An 18,287-nucleotide genomic window follows, 5' to 3' on the forward strand; every position below is an offset into this window, starting at 1 on the left:
AGTGGCGTTCCAGGGCCGCTATCTCGCGGCCCGACAGGTGGGCGGTCCAGAACTCCGACTTCTCCAGGGCCGGGTCCTCGGGACCTTCTCCCCCAGCTCGCGGCAGAGCCCGCTGACCAGGTCGGCGACGATCTCGCCGTGCGTGCACACGACCGTCGGGACGCCGTCCCCGACGAGGTCGAACAGGCGGCGGCAGGCGCGGTCGGCGTCCGTCTCGCCGATCGTGAACGCCGCGTCGGTCGCGACCGGGAGGCCCTCGCTCCGGGCGTACGGCAGGACGGTCTCCAGGCAGCGGGCCGTCGCGGAGCCCACGATCCTGACCGGGCCGAACGCGGCGAGCAGCCCGGCCAGGTCGACCGCCTCGGCGCGGCCCCGGAAGTCCAGCGGGCGCAGCTCGTCGGCGCCCGCCCAGTCGCGCTTCTCGCCCGCCGACGCGTGCCGCAGGATGACCAGCGGCCAGGTGCGCAGCGGGCCGCCCGCGAACTCGTTCAGCAGGTCGACGTCGTGCGAGCGGGTGAGCCGCCGGGCGGCCCGGTCGAACGGCAGCCACTCCAGCCGGTCCACCTCGTCGTTCGGCGTGAACGGCGCGAACGCCGACGCGTCCGCGACGGCGCGGGCCGCCCAGTAGTCCACCCGCTTGACGCGGTCGTCCTTCGGATAGGTGCTGGCCGGCAGGCGGCGGCCGAGGCGCGGCGGCACGCCGGTCTCCTCCTCCACCTCGCGGACGGCGGCGCGCAGCACGTGCTCGCCGCGCTTCAGGCGCCCCTTGGGGAACGACCAGTCGTCGTGGCTCGGGCGGTGGATCAGCGCGACCTCGGGACCGTTCCCGCCGTCGCGCCACAGCACCGCTCCCGCCGCCCGGATGATCCCGGGCACGGGCCGTCCGGCGTCAGGCATCGACCGTCCTCCAGCGCCTGCTGCGAACCAGGTGGCTCTGGATGTCCAGCGGCGCCGTCCCCTCGGCGGGCTCGGGGCGCGTCCAGGCGCCGTCGCCCGCGAGCCACCACGAACGGGTGCCGTCGTCCATCGCCAGGTCGAGCAGCTCGACCAGGTCGGCCCGCTGGGCGCGGTCGGTGACGGCGACCAGGGCCTCGACGCGGCGGTCCAGGTTGCGGTGCATGAGGTCGGCGCTGCCGATCCACACCTCGGGTTCGCCGCCGTTCTCGAACGCGAACACGCGCGAGTGCTCCAGGAACCGGCCGAGCACCGAGCGGACGCGGATCCCTTCGGAGAGGCCGGGCACGCCGGGGCGCAGCGCGCAGATCCCGCGCACCCACACGTCCACGGGGACGCCCGCCTGGGAGGCGCGGTAGAGGGCGTCCACGACGACCTCGTCCACCAGCGAGTTGCACTTGATCCGGACGCGGGCGGGCAGCCCGGCGCGGTGGTTGTCGGCCTCCCGCTCGATCCGCTGGACGAGCCCGGACCGCAGGCTGTTGGGGGCGACCAGGAGGCGCTGGTAGGAGTTCTGCCGGGAGTAGCCGGTGAGGTGGTTGAACAGGGCGCTGACGTCCTCGCCCACACGCGGGTCGGCGGTGAGCAGGCCGAAGTCCTCGTACAGCCGGGCGGTCTTCGGGTGGTAGTTGCCGGTGCCGATGTGGCAGTAGCGGCGCAGCACCCCGTCGGCGTCCTGCCGGACGACCAGCGCGAGCTTGCAGTGCGTCTTCAGCCCGACGAACCCGTACACGACGTGGCAGCCCGCGTGCTCCAGCTTGCGCGCCCACGCGATGTTGGCGCGCTCGTCGAACCGCGCCTTCAGCTCGACCACCACCACGACCTGCTTGCCCGCCTCGGCCGCGTCGATCAGCGCGTCCACGATCGGGGAGTCGCCGCTGGTGCGGTAGAGCGTCTGCTTGATCGCGAGGACGCGGGGGTCGGCGGCGGCGTCCTCGACCAGCCGCTGGACCGAGGTGGTGAACGAGTCGTACGGGTGGTGGACGAGCACGTCCCGCTCACGGATCGCGCCGAAGATGCTCGCGTCCTCGGCTATCGCCTCCTTCGAGGGGACGAAAGGGGGGTACTTCAGCTCCGGCCGGTCCAGGTCGGCGATCGCGGCGAGCCCGGCGAGGTCGAGCGGGCCGCCGACGCGGTAGATCTGGCCCTCGTCGATGGCCAGCTCGGTGGTGAGCAGGTCGAGCACGCCCTCGGAGATCGTGTCCTCGACCTCCAGCCGGACGACCGGGCCGAACCGGCGGCGCAGCAGCTCGCGTTCGAGGGCCTGGAGCAGCCCCTCGCTGATGTCGTCGTCGATCTCCAGGTCCTGGTTGCGGGTCACGCGGAACGCGTGGTGCTCGACGACCTCCATGCCGGAGAACAGCTGGCCGAGGTGCGCGGCGATCACGTCCTCCAGGGGCGTGAACCGGTCGGGCGACGCCTCGATGAAGCGCGGCAGCAGCGGCGGCACCTTGACCCGCGCGAACATCGTCGCCTCGGTCTCCGGGTCGCGCACGATCACCGCGAGGTTGAGCGACAGCCCGGAGATGTAGGGGAACGGGTGGGCGGAGTCGACGACCAGCGGGGTCAGCACGGGGTAGATCCGGTCGCGGAACAGGCGGCGCAGCCGTTCCTGCTCGGTCTCGGCCAGCTCGTCCCAGCGCAGGATCTCGATGTGCTCCTCGCCGAGCGCGGGCCGGATCTCGCCGCGGAAGCACGCCGCGTGCCGGAGCATCAGCGCGTGCGCGAGGGACGCCGTGCGCTCCAGCACCTCGCGGGGCTGGCGGCCGCTCGCCGACTGCACGGCGAGGCCGGTCGCCATCCGGCGGGCGAGGCCCGCGACGCGGACCATGAAGAACTCGTCCAGGTTGCTCGCGAAGATCGAGAGGAACCGGACGCGTTCGAGCAGCGGCAGCCCCGGGTCCTCGGCGAGCTCCAGGACGCGCTGGTTGAAGCGGAGCCAGCTCTCCTCCCGATCCAAGAAGCGGTCGTCGGGCAGCGCTTCCTCACTCCGAGGGAAATGTCCTGGATTGACGGTCATAGTCGCAATATCCCTGACCAAGATGAACAGCAAAGGAACGGGTGGGTTTCGGCCAAGAGTCAGATACGTCGATCATGCCCCTGGTTCCCGTTGATCACTCGGCGTTCCGGGAACGGCGGCCCCGCGGCCGGGACCGCGCGGAGCCGTCAGGCGCCCGACCAGCCGGTGACCAGCGGATGTCCGAGCACGGCCGACAGCTCGTCCACGAACGGCCCGGCGAGCGGCGGCCAGTTCCAGAACCGCAGGCCGAGCACGGCGAACGCGCACGGGACCGGCCAGTGCCACGCGTTCAGCCCGGACCGCCGCGCGCACCGCGCGCACGACAGGTCGGCGGGCCCGCCCTCCAGCCACTCCTCCACCGCCGGGAGCGCCGCCGAGAACGGCAGCCACGCGCCGCAGCGCGGGCAGGTGACGCGGTCGTCCTCCCGCACGGGCCCGTAGTAGGCGGTACGGGCGACGTCGATCTCCAGCCCGTTCGGCCACACGTCGGGCCAGCCCTCGCCGCCGCCGGTCCACTCGTCGAGCACCGCCGACTTCACGGCCGGGCCCGGCGCGTACCCGCCGGGGACGTCGCCGAGCACGCAGTCGGTCCGTTCGGGCGCCACGATCTCGGCGGCGGCGAGCACCGCGAGAACGCGGCGGGCGAGTCCGGGAGCGTCGTCCGGGCGCGCGTGGACGTCCGCTGCCCAGCGGCTCCGTTCCCCCATGCGCCCAGCGTACGTCGGCGGCCCGAACAGGCCACGCGCCGTTTCCGGCCGCCGCGCCGCCGAGGCGCGTCCGGTTCCGGCCCGCGGCGCCGGCCGGGCCTCAGCGGGCGTGAACCGTTCCACCGCAGGTCAGGGTGCACGCGGCGGCGCGGGGCGAGAAGCGGACGGCGCGCGTTCGGCACCGCGGGGGCGCGCGGGCTCACCGAAGGGAGACCTACCTGTCCGAAGCGGGGGATTCACGACGGAACGCCAGGTGGGTACAACGGGACGGTGAGCCCTCTCGTGTCTCCCTCCGCGTCCCCCACCGCGCTTCTCTGGACCCGGTGCGCCGCCGTGGACGGATGCGCGGGCCGGGCGGACGACCGGTTCCGGGCCTGCCCGGCCCACCTGCGGCCCGACCAGTTGGAACGCTTCCTGCGCGGGCTGCGGCCCGGCGGGGACCTCGACCTGCGCGGCGCCACCGTGTCGGCGGGGCTGCTCGCCGCCGTCCTGGACGCGGTCACCGGCCCCGACGGCCGGCCGCACCTCGGCCGCACCCGCCTCGACGGCGCGGTCCTGCCGTCGCACGCGCCCCTGCGCAACGCGTGCTTCGAGGGCGACAGCTCGTTCGACGGCGCGGCCTTCGTCGGCGGGGCGTCGTTCTTCGACGTGCGCTTCCTCGGGCACGTGTCGTTCCGCGGGGCGCGCTTCGCGGGCAACGTGTCGTTCCACGACGCCCGCTTCGGACGGCACGCGTCGTTCGACGAGACCGTCTTCGCCGGGGACGCGCTCTTCGGCGAGGCCGCCTGGAACGCCGACGCCTCGTTCGCGCACGCCGTGTTCATCGGCGCGGCGTGCTTCGACCGCGCGCGGTTCGGGCGGGACGCGCTGATGCAGGCGGCGTGCTTCGGCGGCGCGGTGTCGTTCCGGCGCGTACGGGTCGCGCGGCAGGCCCGCTTCGACCGCGCGCGCTTCCGGCACGACCTGTGGCTCGGCCCGCTCGTCGCCGAACGGCTCACCCTCGCGAACGCCACCGCGCACGGCGGCCTCCGCGTGGACGCCGCCGCACGGGAACTGACCGCGCGGGCCGTGACCGTACGCGGCGCTGCGGACTTCCGTCTCCGCCACGCCGATATCGACCTTGAGGACGCGTCGTTCGACGGGAGCGCGGCCGTACGGCCTCTCGCGCACCGATTCCAGTACGTTCCCGAGCCGGAGTCGTGGCCGGGCGACGGCGCCGTGCGCGTCACGTCGCTACGCGGTGCGACGGCCGAACGGCTCGACCTCGCCGACGTCGATCTCAGCGCGTGCCGGTTCGCGGGGCTGCGCCGCGCCGGGTCGCTGCGGATCACGGGCGGCTGCTCGTTCGCGACGGCGCCGCGCGGGCGCTGGTGGAACCCGTGGCGGAACGGCCGCGGCCACGCCGTCCTCGCGGACGACCCGTCCGGACCGTCCGGCGGCCGGCCCGGCGGGCCCGGCGAACCGTTCACGCGGACGTCGGCGGACCGGCTGGAGGCGCTCTACCGGCAGCTCGCGCGGGCGACGGCCGGGTCCGACGCCGGCCTGGCGCGCGACTTCCGCTACTCGGCGCTGGAGATCCGGCGGCACGCCGAGCCCGACCAGTGGCGCCGGATGCTGCTGCACCTGCTCTGGGTGACCTGCGGGTACGGCCTGCGGGCGGGCCGGGCGTTCCTCTGGCTCGCGCTCGTGGCGGTACTGCTGTTGTGCCTGGTCACGGTCGTGCGCGGCGGGCGCTCCCCGGCCGCGGCGCAGCAGCGGGCGCCCCATCCGTCGCCGTACTCGGACCTGCGTTCGCCTTAACGAACGAGATCACTAAAAGCGGCAAAGGCGGTCGAGGGTCATTTTGTCAGACCCCCGGGTAATGATCTGGGTTATGAGCAGAGACAGCATCCGAGGGTTGCGGTGCCCGCACTGCCAAACCCATCTGGCGCTCGTCCCCGTCCCCTCTCCCGCCGACGCCGAAAGCGCCTCCGCGCGCCTCCCGGAGATCCCCGCCACCCCCCATGCGGCGGGCCATGCCGAGGCGTTCCCGGTAAACCCGTCCCCGTCCATGATCCTTCGCGAGGAATGGACGCCGCCGCCCGTCCGCGAAGTGCTCGCCGTTTACGCGGGCCGTTCCACCGACACCGCGACCGCCCTGCGCGGCGCCGCGCGCGTCCGCGAAAGCCTCAACCGGGCGCGGCTCGCCGCGACCCAGCGCCGCAACGCGCAAAAGGCCGCCAAACGCACCACCCCGTCCACTCCCCGGAGCGCCTGACCGGCTTATCGACGGCCTTCTCGCGGCCCTTGTCGCGACCCTCGCCAACGCGCTCGCCGCCGCCGAACGGCGCCATCCGTCCGGCGCGGCCCGAGCGCGATGTTCAGGGGGCCACGGTCAGCAGTTGTTCGAGTCCGCAGCGTTTGATGAGCGAACGGACCTGCCGCGTGACGTTCGACAGCAGCAGCACGCCGCCGCGGTCGCCGACCTTCTTCGCGCCGAACACCAGCACCGACAGCCCGTAGGAGTCGCAGAACGCGACGTCGCCGAGATCGAGGGCGATCCTCGGCCGCCCGCCCCCGGCCAGGGCCGCGCCGATGGCCGCGCGCAGCTCGTCGGCGCGGGCGCAGTCCAGCTCCCCTCGCGGGCGCAGGATCGTCCACGGCTCCGGGCCCTCGGACCCGGCGCGGACGGACGGCGAACGCGACGCTTCCCGCAGCATTCCCGATCACTCCCTTCACCTCGCCGCACGTCATTCCCCATGATTACTCTCCGTAATCATCTCCGGAGCGCCGGATCGGCCGCCGGGAAACGCGGCGCGGGGAGGGGGCCGTGACGCCCGACCCGTCCGGTATGTAACAGTGGAGGGCATGGTCGCCACACCGAGTGAGGGGGCCGCGGAGTCCGCGGCGGCTTTGGACGACGCGGCGCACCACCTGATGGCCACGTGGACGCACGCCCACAACTCCGCCGGAGTCCCCGTCCCGACGACGCAGTTGCGCGCGCTGTTCGTGGTGGAGCGCGGTCCCGTCAACGTCAGCAGCCTGGCGTCCGAGCTCGGCTCGCTGGTGTCGTCCGCGAGCCGCCTGTGCGACCGGCTGGAGACGGCGGGCCTGCTCCTGCGCGATCCCGGCCGCGACCGCCGCGAGGTCACCGTCCGCCTGACGCCCGAGGGCCGCGACCTGCTCGACCGCCTGCGCGCCCGCCGCCGCGAACGGCTGGCCCGCGTCCTCGCCAGGATGTCCCCGCCCGCCCGCGCGGCACTGGTGTGGGGCCTCACCCAGTTCAACGAGGCCGCCGCCCGCTCCTCCCCCGACGACTCCGACGGCGGGGACGGCTCCTTCCTCATGCCCGCCTGACCCCGCCCTCCCCGCACCGCCCCTTACGCCCCGTCCTCGCCCGTACCGCCCTCCCCTGGCCGCGGCGTGCTCGCGTTGGGTTCGTCCGGGGACGGGCGTTTTGCGGCGGGACGGCTCCCGCGCGGACAATTGGGGCGGTCGGCTTAATTGGCAGATTTCCCGACCGGTAAGGAAATTCGGTGCGCCCGGCGATAAATGGCTCGTACGGGCGAGAGAAAGCCGGGCGTTCTTTTTGGAAGTCACCTACATGAGCGGCTCCGACCCGGCTAGCATCCCGCGAGTCGGCGACCGTAAACATCTTTCCCGGTGTCTGTATCGGGAACGCCATGACCACGGGGGAGGCTTCAATGATCGAACGCCGCCTGCGCGGCGGATCCTCGGGTCCGCTCGCGCTCGGCGCGCTGCTGCCGGTGGCCGCCGCGCTCCTGATCGGCGGCTGCGGGGGCCCGCCCTCCGGCAAGGCGTCCGCGAAGGGCCCGGAGGCGACCGCGGCCGAGCCTCCCGAGGCCACCACGTTCGCCGAGCTGCGCGGCGTTCCGAAGGACGCGACGCCGCGGGCCGCGACCGACGGGCTCGTCGCGCACCCGGCCGGTGCCGTGCCGGTCGCCGACCGGCCCGGCGGCCGTCCGGTCGCCACCCTCCCGGCCGAGCAGCTCAAGGGCCCCACCTGGGTCCCCGTGGTGGAACGGTCGGGCGGCTGGCTGCGCGTGCTGCTGCCGAGCAGGCCCGACCAGGCGAGCGGCTGGATCTCCGAGCGGAGCCCCGGGCTCCGTACGGCGCGCACGCCGTACGTGGTCAAGGTCGACCTCGCCCGCCGCAAGCTGACGCTGCTGAAGTCCTCGCGCCGGGTCGGTTCCTGGACGGTGGCCGTCGGCGCCGCGCGCACCCCCACCCCGTCCGGGCGCACGTTCCTGCTGGCGCAGCTCGCACCGGCGAAAGGGACGCCCAGTCCGCTGGTCCTCCCGCTCGGCACGCATTCGGCGACCCTCGACACTTTCGGCGGCGGCCCGGGAACGGTGGCCTTGCACGGCTGGCCCGACAGGTCGGTCTTCGGAAAGGCTGTCACCCACGGCTGCGTCCGCGTGCCCAAGGAGGCGCTGCGGGAATTGTCGCGGGTCCCCCTCGGAACCCTCGTTCACATCTCCGGCTGAACGGCACTCCGTTCCGCCCCCTCGAATCTCACTGGAGACGACTCAATGCGTTATAGGAATGTCACGCGCCTGCTGGTCCAGGCGGGCACGATCGCCGGGGCCGCCGGACTGCTCGCGGCGCTGCCGGCCACCGACGCGACGGCCGCCCCGAAAGGCGAGGGCTCGGCGTACGGGCTGTCGGTCACCGGCCCCGTCGGCGTTCCCCCGGTGCCGGCGGTCTCGTCCCGGTCGGCGGAGGTGCGCAAGAGCCTGCTGCGCGAGGACAGCACCAAGCTGGTCAAGGCGTCCGCGCTGGACGTGAAGGCGACCTCGGCGCGCGCCGGTTCGACGGTGGCGCACCTGGCGGTGCCGATGGCGCAGCTCGGCGCGTCGGCGGTCGCGGTGAAGTGCGACGGCGGGCGCGGCTCGACGCGGCTGGCCCACGCCCTGCTCGCGGGCAGGGGCCTGAACGTGGCGCCCCCGCCCAACACCACCGTCCCGGTGCGGGTGAACGGCGTCGGCAAGGCGTCCCTGGTCCTCAACAAGCAGCGGCGGACGGCCGACGGGCGGCTCGCGGTGACCGGGATGGTGCTCGACCTCCCGGTCGGGAAGGGCGCGTCCGTCCAGGTCGCGAACGCCACCTGCGGCAAGAACGGACCGCGCTCGGGAGGCGTCGTGCAGAGCACGCACAGCGGTCACAACCAGCAGAGCTCGCACGGCGGCCACCACGCTCACCACGGCAAGTCCGGCAACCACGGCAAGTCCGGTGGGCACGGCAAGCCGGGCGAGGCCCCCGCCCCGAGCCCGGTCCGCAACGAACTGCCGGTCACCGGCTGACCTCTCCCGCACCGGCTGACGAACGACCACGGCCCGGTCCCGGATCGCTCCGGCACCGGGCCGTACGCCTGCCCGGGGCCACCGCCCCGGGGCGGCCCGGCTCAGCCGGCCAGGGACTTCTCGAAGTGGACCACGGCGCCCGCGGCGTGGACGCGGTCGCTGATGCGCAGGCCCTCGGTGAACTCGCGGATCAGATGCAGCCCCCGGCCGTGTTCGGCGCTGAGCATGGCCTCGCGCTCGCCCCAGACCTCGCGGTCGGCCGCCGCGGTCCCGCCGCCCCCGCCGCCGTCGATGACCTCGACCACGCAGCGGACGCCGTCCATGGTGGCGCGGACCTCGTACTGGCGGCTGGCGGCGGCGTGCTGGATGACGTTGGCGCACGCCTCACCCAGGGCGAGCGCGATGTCGGCGCGAATGTCGGGGGTGACGCCGAGACCCCGGAGCGAGGCGTCGAGCGTGTGCCGGACCAGCGGCGCGCTCTCCGCGTCCCTCGGCAAGGTCATTTCGATCACGACCTCCATGTGACGCCCCCGTTCCTCGTTATGGGCAGGTTTCCCGGCCCCGGACGGCGGAAACGCATCAGGAGGCTAATGTGACTGTTTTCCTTCCCTTCCGTCACTCTGGGAGACCGCCGAAACCGGGGGCCCCGGGGTCGTTCTGATTAGCCGTTCTTCAGCAGATTCGGGATCTGGCCGGCGGCGCCGGTCCCGCCGGGCAACGGGAAGATCCGCTCGATGCCGCCATGGCGCACGACGCCGTTCATGTCGGTCATCCGCTGTGCCGCCGGTCACGTTGACCAGGACGGTCGTGCGACGCCGTTCCCGGAAGGCCGTCGCGAACGGCCCCGATCGCACCGGCCGGATGGGCGACGAGCGGTGCGGCGATTCCGCTCTGGAGATGGATCAACGATCAGTGCGGTGACCGCGAGGAGGGCTTTCCTTTCTCCGGCGCGATTTCGCATTGCGTCCGTACGGCGGATTGGCGCGGCGGCCCCGTGACTCCCCGGTGCGGGTTCAGGCCCAGCCGAGCGGGACGGCCGGGGCAGGGGCCGGAGCCGGGGGTTCTCCGCCCGCCTCGTTGAACGCCCGCAGCGCGCCGACCAGCACGCGCCGCTCCTCCTCGGGCATCCGCGCGACCACGGCGGCGATCTCGGCGCGTCGGCGCGCGGTGACGCCGTCCACCAGGGCCCGTCCGGCGGCGGTGAGCTGGATGCGGACCTCGCGCCCGCTGTGCGGGCTGGCCCGCCGGTCGACGAACCCGGCGGCGATCATCCGGTCGACCATCCGCATCGCGGTGGACGGGTTGACGCCGAGCAGCTCGGCGAGCGTCACGAGCTTGGCGGGCCCCTGCGACGCGAGCACCACCAGCAGCCTGAACTGCGGCAACGTGACCGCGTCCTGCACCGCCGCCAGCGAGCGCGCCGAGATCGCGACCAGCAGCCGCGAGGCCGTCAGCACGGCCGAGGTGACGTCGTCCACCCCGTCCTCGTCGCCCATGCGCACTTTCTACCCGTCCCCCCACCCCCGCGCCAATCCACCCGCCCCGCGGACTCGGGCGGAACCGCCCCGGGCCCCGGGCGGTCTCATTGGCCACGGCCATTCCGATCACGGGGCCGCCCCGACACCGGAGGAGCATCCGTGGACGCCGACACGGTCACCGCGGTCTGCGCGACGGTGATCGCCGTTCTCTCCCTGGCGGTCTCCATCCAGCAGGCGCGCGCCGCCCGGCAGGTTCCTCCCGCGGCCTAGGCGCTCAGGCGGGGCAGGTGGCTCGGGTCAGGGGGCCGTCGGGGTGATGGGGAGGGTGAGGGGGGCGGGTTCCGCGCCGGCGGTGGTGAGGAGGTCGCCCACGGCGGCGATCATGGCGCCGTTGTCGGTGCAGAGGGCCGGCGGGGGGACGCGGAGGGCGAGGCCGGCGGCGGCGCAGCGGGCGGCGGCGACCTCGCGGAGGCGGGCGTTCGCGGCGACGCCGCCGACGATCACCAGGGTGCGGACGCCGTGGGCGCGGCAGGCGTCCACGGCCTTGCGGGTCAGCACGTCCACCACGGCCTCCTGGAACGAGGCGGCGACGTCGGCGAGGGGCCGCCGCTCGCGTTCGACCAGGCGCGCCACCGCGGTCTTGAGGCCGGAGAACGAGAAGTCGGGCCCCGCGCCGAGCAGGCCGCGGGGGAACGCGATCGCGTCCGGGTCGCCGCCGCGGGCGGCGCGGTCGATGGCGGGCCCGCCCGGATAGGGCAGGCCGAGGATCCGGGCCACCTTGTCGAACGCCTCGCCCGCCGCGTCGTCGCGGGTGTCGCCGAGGTGGACGATCGGGTCGCGGGCCAGGTCGCCGAGCAGGAGCGTGGAGGTGTGCCCGCCGGAGACGATCAGCGCGACGCAGCGTCCGGGCAGCGGGCCGTGTTCGAGGGTGTCGGCGGCGACGTGCCCGGCGAGGTGGTGCACGCCGTACAGGGGGAGGTTCCAGGCGGCCGCGAGGGCCTTGGCGGCGGCGACGCCGGTGTGCAGGGCGGTCGCGAGGCCGGGGCCGGAGGTGACGGCGACGGCGTCGAGGTCGCGCGGGGCGATCCCGGCGTCGGCGAACGCGGCGTCCAGGCAGGGGACGAGCGACTCCAGGTGGGCGCGGGCGGCGATCTCGGGCACCACGCCGCCGAAGCGCGCGTGCTCGTCCATGGACGAGGCGAGGGCGGCGCCGAGCAGGCGGCCGTCCGCGACGATCCCGACGCCGGTCTCGTCGCACGAGGTCTCGATCCCGAGCACGGTCGCCACGCCCATCCCCCTTACTGCAATAGAGTTGCAAGTACGAACTATATGCAACAAGGGGGCGTCGAACATGCGCACGGCGGAGGTCAAGCGGCGGTTCCTGGCCCACTTCGAGGCGGCGGGCCACACCGTCGCGGCGAGCGCGCCGCTGCCCGCCGAGGACCCGAACCTGCTGTTCGTGAACGCGGGCATGGTGCCGTTCAAGCCGTACCTGCTGGGCCAGGCCACGCCGCCGCACCGGCGCGCGGCGAGCGTCCAGAAGTGCGTGCGGACCCTCGACATCGAGGAGGTCGGGCGCACCACGCGGCACGGCACGTTCTTCCAGATGAGCGGCAACTTCTCGTTCGGCGACTACTTCAAGGAGGAGGCGGTACGGCTCGCGTGGTCGCTGGTGACCGCGCCGGTCGCCGAGGGCGGCTACGGCCTCGACCCCGAACGGATCTGGGCGACGGTCTACCGCGACGACGACGAGGCGTACGCCCTGTGGCGCGACATGGTCGGCCTGCCGGAGGAGCGGATCGTCCGGCGGGGGAAGGCCGACAACTTCTGGTCGATGGGCGTTCCCGGGCCGTGCGGCCCCTGCTCGGAGCTGTACTACGACCGCGGCCCGGCGTACGGGCGCGAGGGCGGCCCCGAGGTGGACGAGGACCGCTACCTGGAGTTCTGGAACCTCGTCTTCATGCAGTACGAGCGCGGCGAGGGCACCGGCAAGGAGGACTACCCGGTCCTCGGCGAGCTGCCCACCCGCAACATCGACACCGGCATGGGCCTGGAGCGCATGGCGGTCCTCCTCCAGGACGTCCGCAACCTGTACGAGATCGACGAGACGCGGCCCGTCCTGGACGCCGCCGCCGGGCTGACCGGCCGCCGCTACGGCCGCGACGCCTCGGACGACGTGCGGCTGCGGGTGGTCGCCGACCACGTCCGTACGGCGCTGATGCTGATCGGCGACGGCGTGACGCCGTCCAACGAGGGCCGCGGGTACGTGCTGCGGCGCGTGCTGCGCAGGGCGGTACGGGCCGTCCGGCTGCTCGGGCACGAGGGCCCGGCGCTGCCGAGCCTGCTGCCCGTGGCCCGTGACTGCATGGCGCCCTCCTATCCGGAGCTGGCGTCCGGCTTCGACCGCATCTCCTCCATCGCGTACGGCGAGGAGGAGGCGTTCCGGGGCACCCTCCGCCAGGGCGGAGCCATCCTCGACCAGGCGCTCGACCACGAGGACGGGCCCGGCGCGGGGCGGCGGCTGGCCGCGGACACCGCGTTCCGGCTGCACGACACCTACGGCTTCCCGATCGACCTGACCGTCGAGATCGCGGCGGAACGGGGCGTGGAGGTGGACGTCGAGGGTTTCCGGCGGCTCATGGCCGAGCAGCGGCACCGCGCCAAGGAGGACGCGCGGGCGAAGAAGACCGGCCACGCCGGTACGGGCGCGTTCCGTGCGGTCCTGGACGAGCACGGCCCCACGCGATGGCTCGCGCACGAGACGCTCACCGCCGAGGCGAAGGCCGTCGCGATCCTGCGGGAGGGCGTGCCCGCGGCGTCCGCCGGGGCCGGGGAGATCGTCACCGTCGTCCTGGACCGGACGCCGTTCTACGCCGAGTCGGGCGGGCAGGAGAGCGACGCGGGGACGTTCGAGGGGCCGGGCTTCACCGCCGAGGTGCTGGACGTCCAGCGGCCCGTCAAGGGGCTCGTCGCCCACCAGGTGCGGATCACCGGTGGCGAACTGCCCGCGGGCGCGGCCGTCCACGCCGTAGTGGACGAGGAGTGGCGGACCGGCGCGCGCCAGGCCCACTCGGGCACGCACGTGGTGCACGCGGCGCTGCGGACGGTCCTCGGTCCGGCGGCGTTGCAGTCGGGGTCGTACAACCGGCCCGGCTACCTGCGCCTCGACTTCTCCTGGCGCGGCGGCCTGTCGCCCGAGACGCGGAGCGAGGTGGAGGAGGTGGCCAACCTCGCGCTCCGCCGCGACCTTCCGGTGGACGTCCGGTACATGCCCCTCGCGCGGGCGCGCGAGATCGGGGCGCTCGCGCTGTTCGGCGAGACGTACGACGAGACGGTACGGGTCGTGGAGATCGGCGGCGCGTGGTCGCGGGAGCTGTGCGGCGGCACGCACGTGGAGCACGCGTCGCAGATCGGGTCGATCGCGCTCACCGCGGAGTCGTCCGTCGGGTCGGGGCGGCGACGCGTGGAGGCGGTCACGGGCATCGAGGCGTTCCGCTACCTCGCCCGCGAACGCGACCTCGTCGCGGGCCTCGCCGGCCGGCTCAACGCGCCCCGCGACGAGGTCGCCGCCCGCGTCGCGGCGCTGGCCGACCGGCTCAAGGACGCCGAGCGGGAGAACCGCCGCCTGCTCGACCGGCTGCTCGCCGCCGAGGCCGCCCGGATCGCGGGCGCCCGCACCGACCTGGCCGGGACCGCGTTCGCGACGGCGCACACGGCCGAGGACCCGAGGGCGCTCGCGGCGCACGTGCTAGCCGCGCTGCCGCCTACGCCGGCGGTCGCGGCGGTCTTCTCCCCTGCCGTCCTGGTCGTCGCCGTGAACGATCCCGGCCGGGCAGCGGGCCTGTCGGCCGCGGAGCTGGTCAAGACCGTTCTGGACGGCAGGGGCGGGGGCGGCGCCGCGACCGCTCAGGGCCGCGCGCCCGCCGACGCGCAGGCCGCGGTCGCGCGGCTGACCAGCCTGATCACCGAACGCGCGGGCGGTCGCTAAGCCGGACGATCGCGAACGCCTCCCCGGCCCGGTGGACGCGACGGGCCGGGCGCATGGCCGATCCCGGGGCGGAGCCGGGGCGGGGCCGGGTGCGGACACGGCGGGCAAACAGTCGTCCATCCCGGTGTGTCGCGAACCGGCAGGTGGAAGGCCCCAGGGAGGAACCGCAACCGTCCGGGAGGCCCTCGTGCTCGTCGTCAAGGACAGCGCCGCGCTGGAGGCGGCCGTCGCGGCCGGCGCCGACGACATCGCTGTCTCCGGCCGCATCGAGGGGCTGCCGTCCCTCCGCCTGGTGCCCGGCCGCTCGCTGTCGGGCACGGACGCGTCCGCGGCGCTCGCCTTCGCGCCCGGCGCCGAGGGCGTGCGGCTCACCGCCGACAACGCCCTGTCCTCGCTCCGCCTGGAGACCGGCGACCCCGCCGCCCGCGCGGTCTTCAACGACACGAGCGTGCCCGACCTCGGCATCCTCGCGCTGTCGGACGTCGCCACCGTCGGCCGGGTCGAGATCGTCGCCCGGGACGCCGTACGGGCCGGGCACGTGGCCGTCTCCCGCCTCGACGTGGAGGCGGCCGACGCGCGCGAGGCCCTGCCGCGACCGTACGCCTACAACGTGCACGCCCGGCTGGGCGCGTTCACCCTGCGCAACCGGCAGCCCGACCCGGACGTCGTGATCACCGCCGAGCTGATCGGCGTGTCCGCGGGGCGGGAGGGCGCGCCGGTGCGCGGCAGCGGCGTCCTCGTCGCGGGCGGGGACGCGGACGGGGACCGGGCCGGGGAGGAGGGGCGGGGCGAGGGCGGGCGGCTGGAGATCACGCGGCTGACGACCGGGCCGGTGTTCACCGACGGCGGCATCCCCGAGGGCACGGCGGGCGAGATCACCGGCGGCGTCTTCGTCGCGGCCGGCGCGTACGTCCACGAGGTGGTGAACGACGGCCCGGTCACCACGTACGGCGTGAACGACATGGTCCTGGACCTGTGGGGCGAGGCGGGCACCTGGACGGCGCGGGCCCCGCTCACCTCGTACGGCCCGAGCGGCATCGGCTTCGTCCACTTCGGGACGCTGCGGCGGCTGGACGTCGCCGCGCCCATCGAGACGTTCGGCCGGGGCGCGCGCGGCTTCAACGTCTACGAGGGGACGATCGAGACCGCCGAGTTCGACCGCATCGTCACGCACGCGGACGCGGCGGTCGGCGTCCAGATCGGGCGGCCGTGCGGCGAGCTGGTCGTGCGCCGCGGCATCGAGACGTACGGCGCGGAGGGCGACAGCCTGGTCAAGGGCGCCCTCGTCCGGCTCGCCGCGAACGCCCTCAGCCTGAAGCCCGGCGGGCACGTGCGGCGCGTCCGCGTGGACGGCGGCCTCGTCACGCACGGGGAGGGCGTCGCCGCGCTCGACCTCGTCCACGGCCGGATCGACGAGCTGACGGTCACCGGCGGCGTCCGTTCCACAGGCGGCTCCGGACGCTAGGGGCCGTCGTCGGGCTAGGGACCGTCGTCGGGCGGGGGCGGGGTGTGGGCGGCGAGCCAGGCGCGCAGGGTCATGTGCAGTTCGAGCTGGAGCGCGGGCTCGTGCAGGTCGGAGCCGAAGAGCTCCTCGATGCGGCGCAGCCGGTAGCGGATCGTCTGCGGGTGCAGCCGCAGCCGGTTCGCCACCGTCGTGGAGTTGAACCGGCACTCGATCAGCGCCAGCAGCGTCTCGGCGAGGTCCCGGCGCTTCGGCGGGCTGATCCGGCGCAGCGGCGCGAGCCGTTCGGCCGCGACGAGGTCCACCAGCTCGCGCTCGCGCGCCATGACGATCAGCGGCATGTGCTCGGTCGCGTAGATCGGCTTGCCGGCGTCCACCGCGCCGGTGCGGGCGAGGGCGAGGGCCTGGCGCGCCCAGCGCAGCGACGTGGCGACGCCGGTGACGCCGACGGGCGGGCCGATCGCGGCCTGCCAGTCGCGCAGCCCCGTTTCGAGCTGGTGCCGCCGCCCCGGCCCTTCGGGATCGGGAACGATCACGCACGGCTCGTCCAGGTGCAGGGCGGCGAGCGCGTCGGAGGGCAGCATCGGACGGCGCGCCGCGAACGCCTCGCGCGAGCGCAGGGCGACGGCCGCGACGCTGTGCGGCAGCTCCCAGCCCGCGCGGCCCGCCGCCTCGACGAGCTCGGGCGCGGACGGATCCGGCGCGAGCAGCAGGTCCACCAGGGCCCGGCGGTGCCCGGCCCGTTCGCCCGCCGCCCGCGCCCCGGCCTCGGCGTGCCCGGCCGCGACAGCCTCGGCGATCCGGTCGGTGAACGCCAGCACGGCCCGCGCGATCTGCCCCATCTCGCCGACCGTCCCGCCGAGCCCGAGCCGTCCGGCGCGGTCGGTGAGCCGTCCGACCGCGAGCCCGGCGCCGATCCGCATCGCGGCCTGCCACTGCTCCAGGCCCCGGCCCTCGCGCGCCTCCCCGGCGCCGACGCGCCGCGCGAGGCCGAGGTACTCCCCGGACGGCGCGCGCGGGTCGCCCATCAGCTCCACGAAGTGCCCGATCAGTCCGCCGACCATGGCGTCCAGGACGCGCGCGTACCGGGGGTCGTGCGGCGGGGCGTACTGCGGGACCTCCCGCCTGATCTGCGCCACGGCCTCCCGCGCCACCTCGGGCACGTACGGCCGGAGCGCGGCCGAGGCCGCCGCGAGCCGTTCGAGCTGGCTCTGGTCGAGCGCGGAGAAGTCCACGAGCGGGGCCTGCTCGTCCATGTCGTCTCCCCGTAGCCGTTCAGTAGTCGAACCACCGGGGCAGGCGCGCGCCGAACAGCAGGTTGCCCGAGACCCTGAGCGACCGGTCGCGCAGGGCGGGGACGACGCGCAGCCGTCCGGCGCACAGCCGCAGCAGGTCGGGGGCGGCCAGGGTGAGCGTGACCTTGGGCCGGACCGCCTTGCCGCGCCGCGCGACCGCGCCGTGCGGGGCCAGCGCGAGCTGGTAGTGGCGCGGCCGTCCGGACGGGGTCCGCACGTTCCACTGCACGACCCCGTGCCGTCCCTTCGCCCGTTCGGGCGCGTACCTGGCGGCCATGAGGTCGAAGACCTGGTCGAGGACCACGCCGGCCCCGACGCTCTCGACGAACTCCGCGATGAACGCGTCGTCCACGCCCTCGATGTCCAGCAACCGCCTCAGGTGCTCCGGCGTACGGATGCTGTCGAGCAGCGGCTTCAGCGCCTCGTCCACACGTGCCTCCTTCATCGGCCCCGCCCCGCCCGCCCGGACCGGGACCCGGGGCGGGCGGGACGCGGGGCGGGACATGGGACGGGTCAGGCGGCGCTGGTGTCGAAGGCCGCGGGCAGCTTCGCGCCGAACATCATGTCGCCGGCGAGCTTGAGGGTGCCGTTCATGAACGCGGTGACGCCGTTGAGCGTGCCGGCGCACAGCCGCAGCAGGTCGGCCGCCGACATGGTGAGCGTCGTGCGCGCGTTCGCGGCCGGGCCGCGCGCGGCCTCGGCGTTCCCCTGGGCGATCGACAGGTGGTAGACCTTCTCGCCCTCCGGCGTCCTGATGTGCCACTCGACCACGCCGGTCTCGGTGGCGAGGCGCTCGCTGACGAACCGGGTCGGCATGAGCTCGAAGACGCGGTCGAGCATCGGGTCGGCGCCCGCCTTGTCGAGGAAGCGGTCGATCAGGGCGTCGTCGCCGTCCGCCAGCTCCAGCAGCGTGCCGAGCTCGCCGGGGGTGGTGATCTGCTCGGCGACCCGCGCGAGGTCGCCCGCGTCGAGCTGCTCCAGCAGGGCGGTCAGGTCCGTGCCCCCGGCCTGGTCGAGCAGCGCGCGCAGGTCGTCCAGGGTGTTCGGCTTGTCGTTGTCGGCCATCGGTGGTCCTCTCCA

General features: G+C 74.5%; 17 protein-coding genes. 7 read left to right on the forward strand and 10 right to left on the reverse strand.

Features of this window, described 5'->3' with window-relative positions; genetic code table 11:
* Positions 1-18: 18 nt before the first annotated feature.
* From GEV43_RS13150 to GEV43_RS13160, 3 genes are all read right to left on the reverse strand, one after another.
* Positions 19-897 carry an NUDIX domain-containing protein gene (locus GEV43_RS13150; RefSeq protein ID WP_241682879.1) on the reverse strand — a complete coding sequence of 293 codons (879 nt, stop codon included), beginning with the start codon at positions 895-897 and terminating at the stop codon, positions 19-21.
* The gene (locus GEV43_RS13155; protein ID WP_160820939.1) at positions 890-2,974 is read right to left on the reverse strand and encodes an RNA degradosome polyphosphate kinase; all 2,085 of its coding nucleotides are present in this window, start codon (positions 2,972-2,974) and stop codon (positions 890-892) included. The genes GEV43_RS13150 and GEV43_RS13155 overlap by 8 nt, the downstream gene beginning before the upstream one ends.
* Positions 2,975-3,120: 146 nt before the next feature.
* Positions 3,121-3,681 (reverse strand): hypothetical protein, encoded by a 561-nt coding sequence (locus tag GEV43_RS13160; RefSeq protein ID WP_160820940.1) that lies wholly within the window; start codon positions 3,679-3,681, stop codon positions 3,121-3,123.
* Positions 3,682-3,951: 270 nt separating this feature from the next.
* On the opposite strand from GEV43_RS13160, the gene GEV43_RS13165 reads away from it, so the two are divergent.
* Both GEV43_RS13165 and GEV43_RS50110 read left to right on the forward strand, forming a co-directional pair.
* Positions 3,952-5,481 carry a pentapeptide repeat-containing protein gene (locus GEV43_RS13165; protein WP_160820941.1) on the forward strand — a complete coding sequence of 510 codons (1,530 nt, stop codon included), beginning with the start codon at positions 3,952-3,954 and terminating at the stop codon, positions 5,479-5,481.
* A 73-nt stretch (positions 5,482-5,554) separates the two neighbouring features.
* Positions 5,555-5,938 (forward strand): hypothetical protein, encoded by a 384-nt coding sequence (locus GEV43_RS50110; protein ID WP_241682880.1) that lies wholly within the window; start codon positions 5,555-5,557, stop codon positions 5,936-5,938.
* A 103-nt stretch (positions 5,939-6,041) separates the two neighbouring features.
* Here the strand turns inward: GEV43_RS50110 and GEV43_RS13175 are convergent, their stop codons facing one another.
* On the reverse strand, positions 6,042-6,380 hold the full coding sequence (locus GEV43_RS13175; RefSeq protein WP_160820942.1) for an STAS domain-containing protein: 339 nt from the start codon (positions 6,378-6,380) through the stop codon (positions 6,042-6,044).
* A 148-nt stretch (positions 6,381-6,528) separates the two neighbouring features.
* On the opposite strand from GEV43_RS13175, the gene GEV43_RS13180 reads away from it, so the two are divergent.
* The 3 genes from GEV43_RS13180 to GEV43_RS13190 all read left to right on the forward strand — a co-directional run bounded on the left by GEV43_RS13180 (position 6,529) and on the right by GEV43_RS13190 (position 8,984).
* Positions 6,529-7,017 (forward strand): MarR family transcriptional regulator, encoded by a 489-nt coding sequence (locus GEV43_RS13180; protein ID WP_160820943.1) that lies wholly within the window; start codon positions 6,529-6,531, stop codon positions 7,015-7,017.
* A gap of 347 nt (positions 7,018-7,364) precedes the next feature.
* Positions 7,365-8,168: a L,D-transpeptidase gene (locus GEV43_RS13185; protein ID WP_160820944.1), complete on the forward strand. Its 804-nt coding sequence runs from the start codon at positions 7,365-7,367 to the stop codon at positions 8,166-8,168.
* A gap of 45 nt (positions 8,169-8,213) precedes the next feature.
* Positions 8,214-8,984 (forward strand): choice-of-anchor P family protein, encoded by a 771-nt coding sequence (locus GEV43_RS13190; RefSeq protein ID WP_160820945.1) that lies wholly within the window; start codon positions 8,214-8,216, stop codon positions 8,982-8,984.
* 101 nt (positions 8,985-9,085) lie between these two features.
* On the opposite strand, the gene GEV43_RS13195 is transcribed toward GEV43_RS13190, so the two are convergent.
* From GEV43_RS13195 to tsaD, 3 genes are all read right to left on the reverse strand, one after another.
* Entirely contained in the window at positions 9,086-9,487 is a 402-nt protein-coding gene (locus GEV43_RS13195; RefSeq protein WP_241682881.1) for an ATP-binding protein, read from the reverse strand.
* A 510-nt stretch (positions 9,488-9,997) separates the two neighbouring features.
* On the reverse strand, positions 9,998-10,480 hold the full coding sequence (locus GEV43_RS13200) for a MarR family winged helix-turn-helix transcriptional regulator (RefSeq protein WP_160820947.1): 483 nt from the start codon (positions 10,478-10,480) through the stop codon (positions 9,998-10,000).
* A 279-nt stretch (positions 10,481-10,759) separates the two neighbouring features.
* Positions 10,760-11,755 (reverse strand): tRNA (adenosine(37)-N6)-threonylcarbamoyltransferase complex transferase subunit TsaD, encoded by a 996-nt coding sequence (gene tsaD, locus GEV43_RS13205; protein ID WP_160820948.1) that lies wholly within the window; start codon positions 11,753-11,755, stop codon positions 10,760-10,762.
* Between the two features lie 58 nt (positions 11,756-11,813).
* On the opposite strand from tsaD, the gene alaS reads away from it, so the two are divergent.
* Positions 11,814-14,450 (forward strand): alanine--tRNA ligase, encoded by a 2,637-nt coding sequence (gene alaS, locus GEV43_RS13210; protein ID WP_160820949.1) that lies wholly within the window; start codon positions 11,814-11,816, stop codon positions 14,448-14,450.
* A 187-nt stretch (positions 14,451-14,637) separates the two neighbouring features.
* Positions 14,638-15,915, forward strand: a complete 1,278-nt coding sequence (locus GEV43_RS13215; RefSeq protein WP_160820950.1) for a hypothetical protein — start codon at positions 14,638-14,640, stop codon at positions 15,913-15,915.
* A 14-nt stretch (positions 15,916-15,929) separates the two neighbouring features.
* Here the strand turns inward: GEV43_RS13215 and GEV43_RS13220 are convergent, their stop codons facing one another.
* The 3 genes from GEV43_RS13220 to GEV43_RS13230 all read right to left on the reverse strand — a co-directional run bounded on the left by GEV43_RS13220 (position 15,930) and on the right by GEV43_RS13230 (position 18,272).
* Positions 15,930-17,168, reverse strand: coding sequence for a CdaR family transcriptional regulator (locus GEV43_RS13220; RefSeq protein WP_160820951.1), 1,239 nt, complete (start codon positions 17,166-17,168; stop codon positions 15,930-15,932).
* A gap of 19 nt (positions 17,169-17,187) precedes the next feature.
* Positions 17,188-17,637, reverse strand: coding sequence for an SCP2 sterol-binding domain-containing protein (locus GEV43_RS13225; protein WP_160820952.1), 450 nt, complete (start codon positions 17,635-17,637; stop codon positions 17,188-17,190).
* Between the two features lie 83 nt (positions 17,638-17,720).
* Positions 17,721-18,272 (reverse strand): SCP2 sterol-binding domain-containing protein, encoded by a 552-nt coding sequence (locus GEV43_RS13230; RefSeq protein WP_160820953.1) that lies wholly within the window; start codon positions 18,270-18,272, stop codon positions 17,721-17,723.
* Between the last annotated feature and the right edge of the window lie 15 nt (positions 18,273-18,287).

Origin of the sequence: Actinomadura sp. J1-007, from assembly GCF_009793335.1 — a bacterium.
Classification (GTDB): Bacteria; Actinomycetota; Actinomycetes; order Streptosporangiales; family Streptosporangiaceae; genus Spirillospora; species Spirillospora yumaensis.

Coding starts and splice junctions, on each gene's coding strand:
- GEV43_RS13185 (WP_160820944.1), top strand. CDS start 7,365: ATGATCGAACGCCGCCTGCGCGGCGGATCCTCGGGTCCGCTCGCGCTC.
- GEV43_RS13150 (WP_241682879.1), bottom strand. CDS start 897: ATGCCTGACGCCGGACGGCCCGTGCCCGGGATCATCCGGGCGGCGGGA.
- GEV43_RS13230 (WP_160820953.1), bottom strand. CDS start 18,272: ATGGCCGACAACGACAAGCCGAACACCCTGGACGACCTGCGCGCGCTG.
- GEV43_RS13195 (WP_241682881.1), bottom strand. CDS start 9,487: ATGACCTTGCCGAGGGACGCGGAGAGCGCGCCGCTGGTCCGGCACACG.
- GEV43_RS13190 (WP_160820945.1), top strand. CDS start 8,214: ATGCGTTATAGGAATGTCACGCGCCTGCTGGTCCAGGCGGGCACGATC.
- GEV43_RS13175 (WP_160820942.1), bottom strand. CDS start 6,380: ATGCTGCGGGAAGCGTCGCGTTCGCCGTCCGTCCGCGCCGGGTCCGAG.
- GEV43_RS13200 (WP_160820947.1), bottom strand. CDS start 10,480: ATGGGCGACGAGGACGGGGTGGACGACGTCACCTCGGCCGTGCTGACG.
- GEV43_RS13155 (WP_160820939.1), bottom strand. CDS start 2,974: ATGACCGTCAATCCAGGACATTTCCCTCGGAGTGAGGAAGCGCTGCCC.
- alaS (WP_160820949.1), top strand. CDS start 11,814: ATGCGCACGGCGGAGGTCAAGCGGCGGTTCCTGGCCCACTTCGAGGCG.
- GEV43_RS50110 (WP_241682880.1), top strand. CDS start 5,555: ATGAGCAGAGACAGCATCCGAGGGTTGCGGTGCCCGCACTGCCAAACC.
- GEV43_RS13160 (WP_160820940.1), bottom strand. CDS start 3,681: ATGGGGGAACGGAGCCGCTGGGCAGCGGACGTCCACGCGCGCCCGGAC.
- GEV43_RS13220 (WP_160820951.1), bottom strand. CDS start 17,168: ATGGACGAGCAGGCCCCGCTCGTGGACTTCTCCGCGCTCGACCAGAGC.
- tsaD (WP_160820948.1), bottom strand. CDS start 11,755: ATGGGCGTGGCGACCGTGCTCGGGATCGAGACCTCGTGCGACGAGACC.
- GEV43_RS13180 (WP_160820943.1), top strand. CDS start 6,529: ATGGTCGCCACACCGAGTGAGGGGGCCGCGGAGTCCGCGGCGGCTTTG.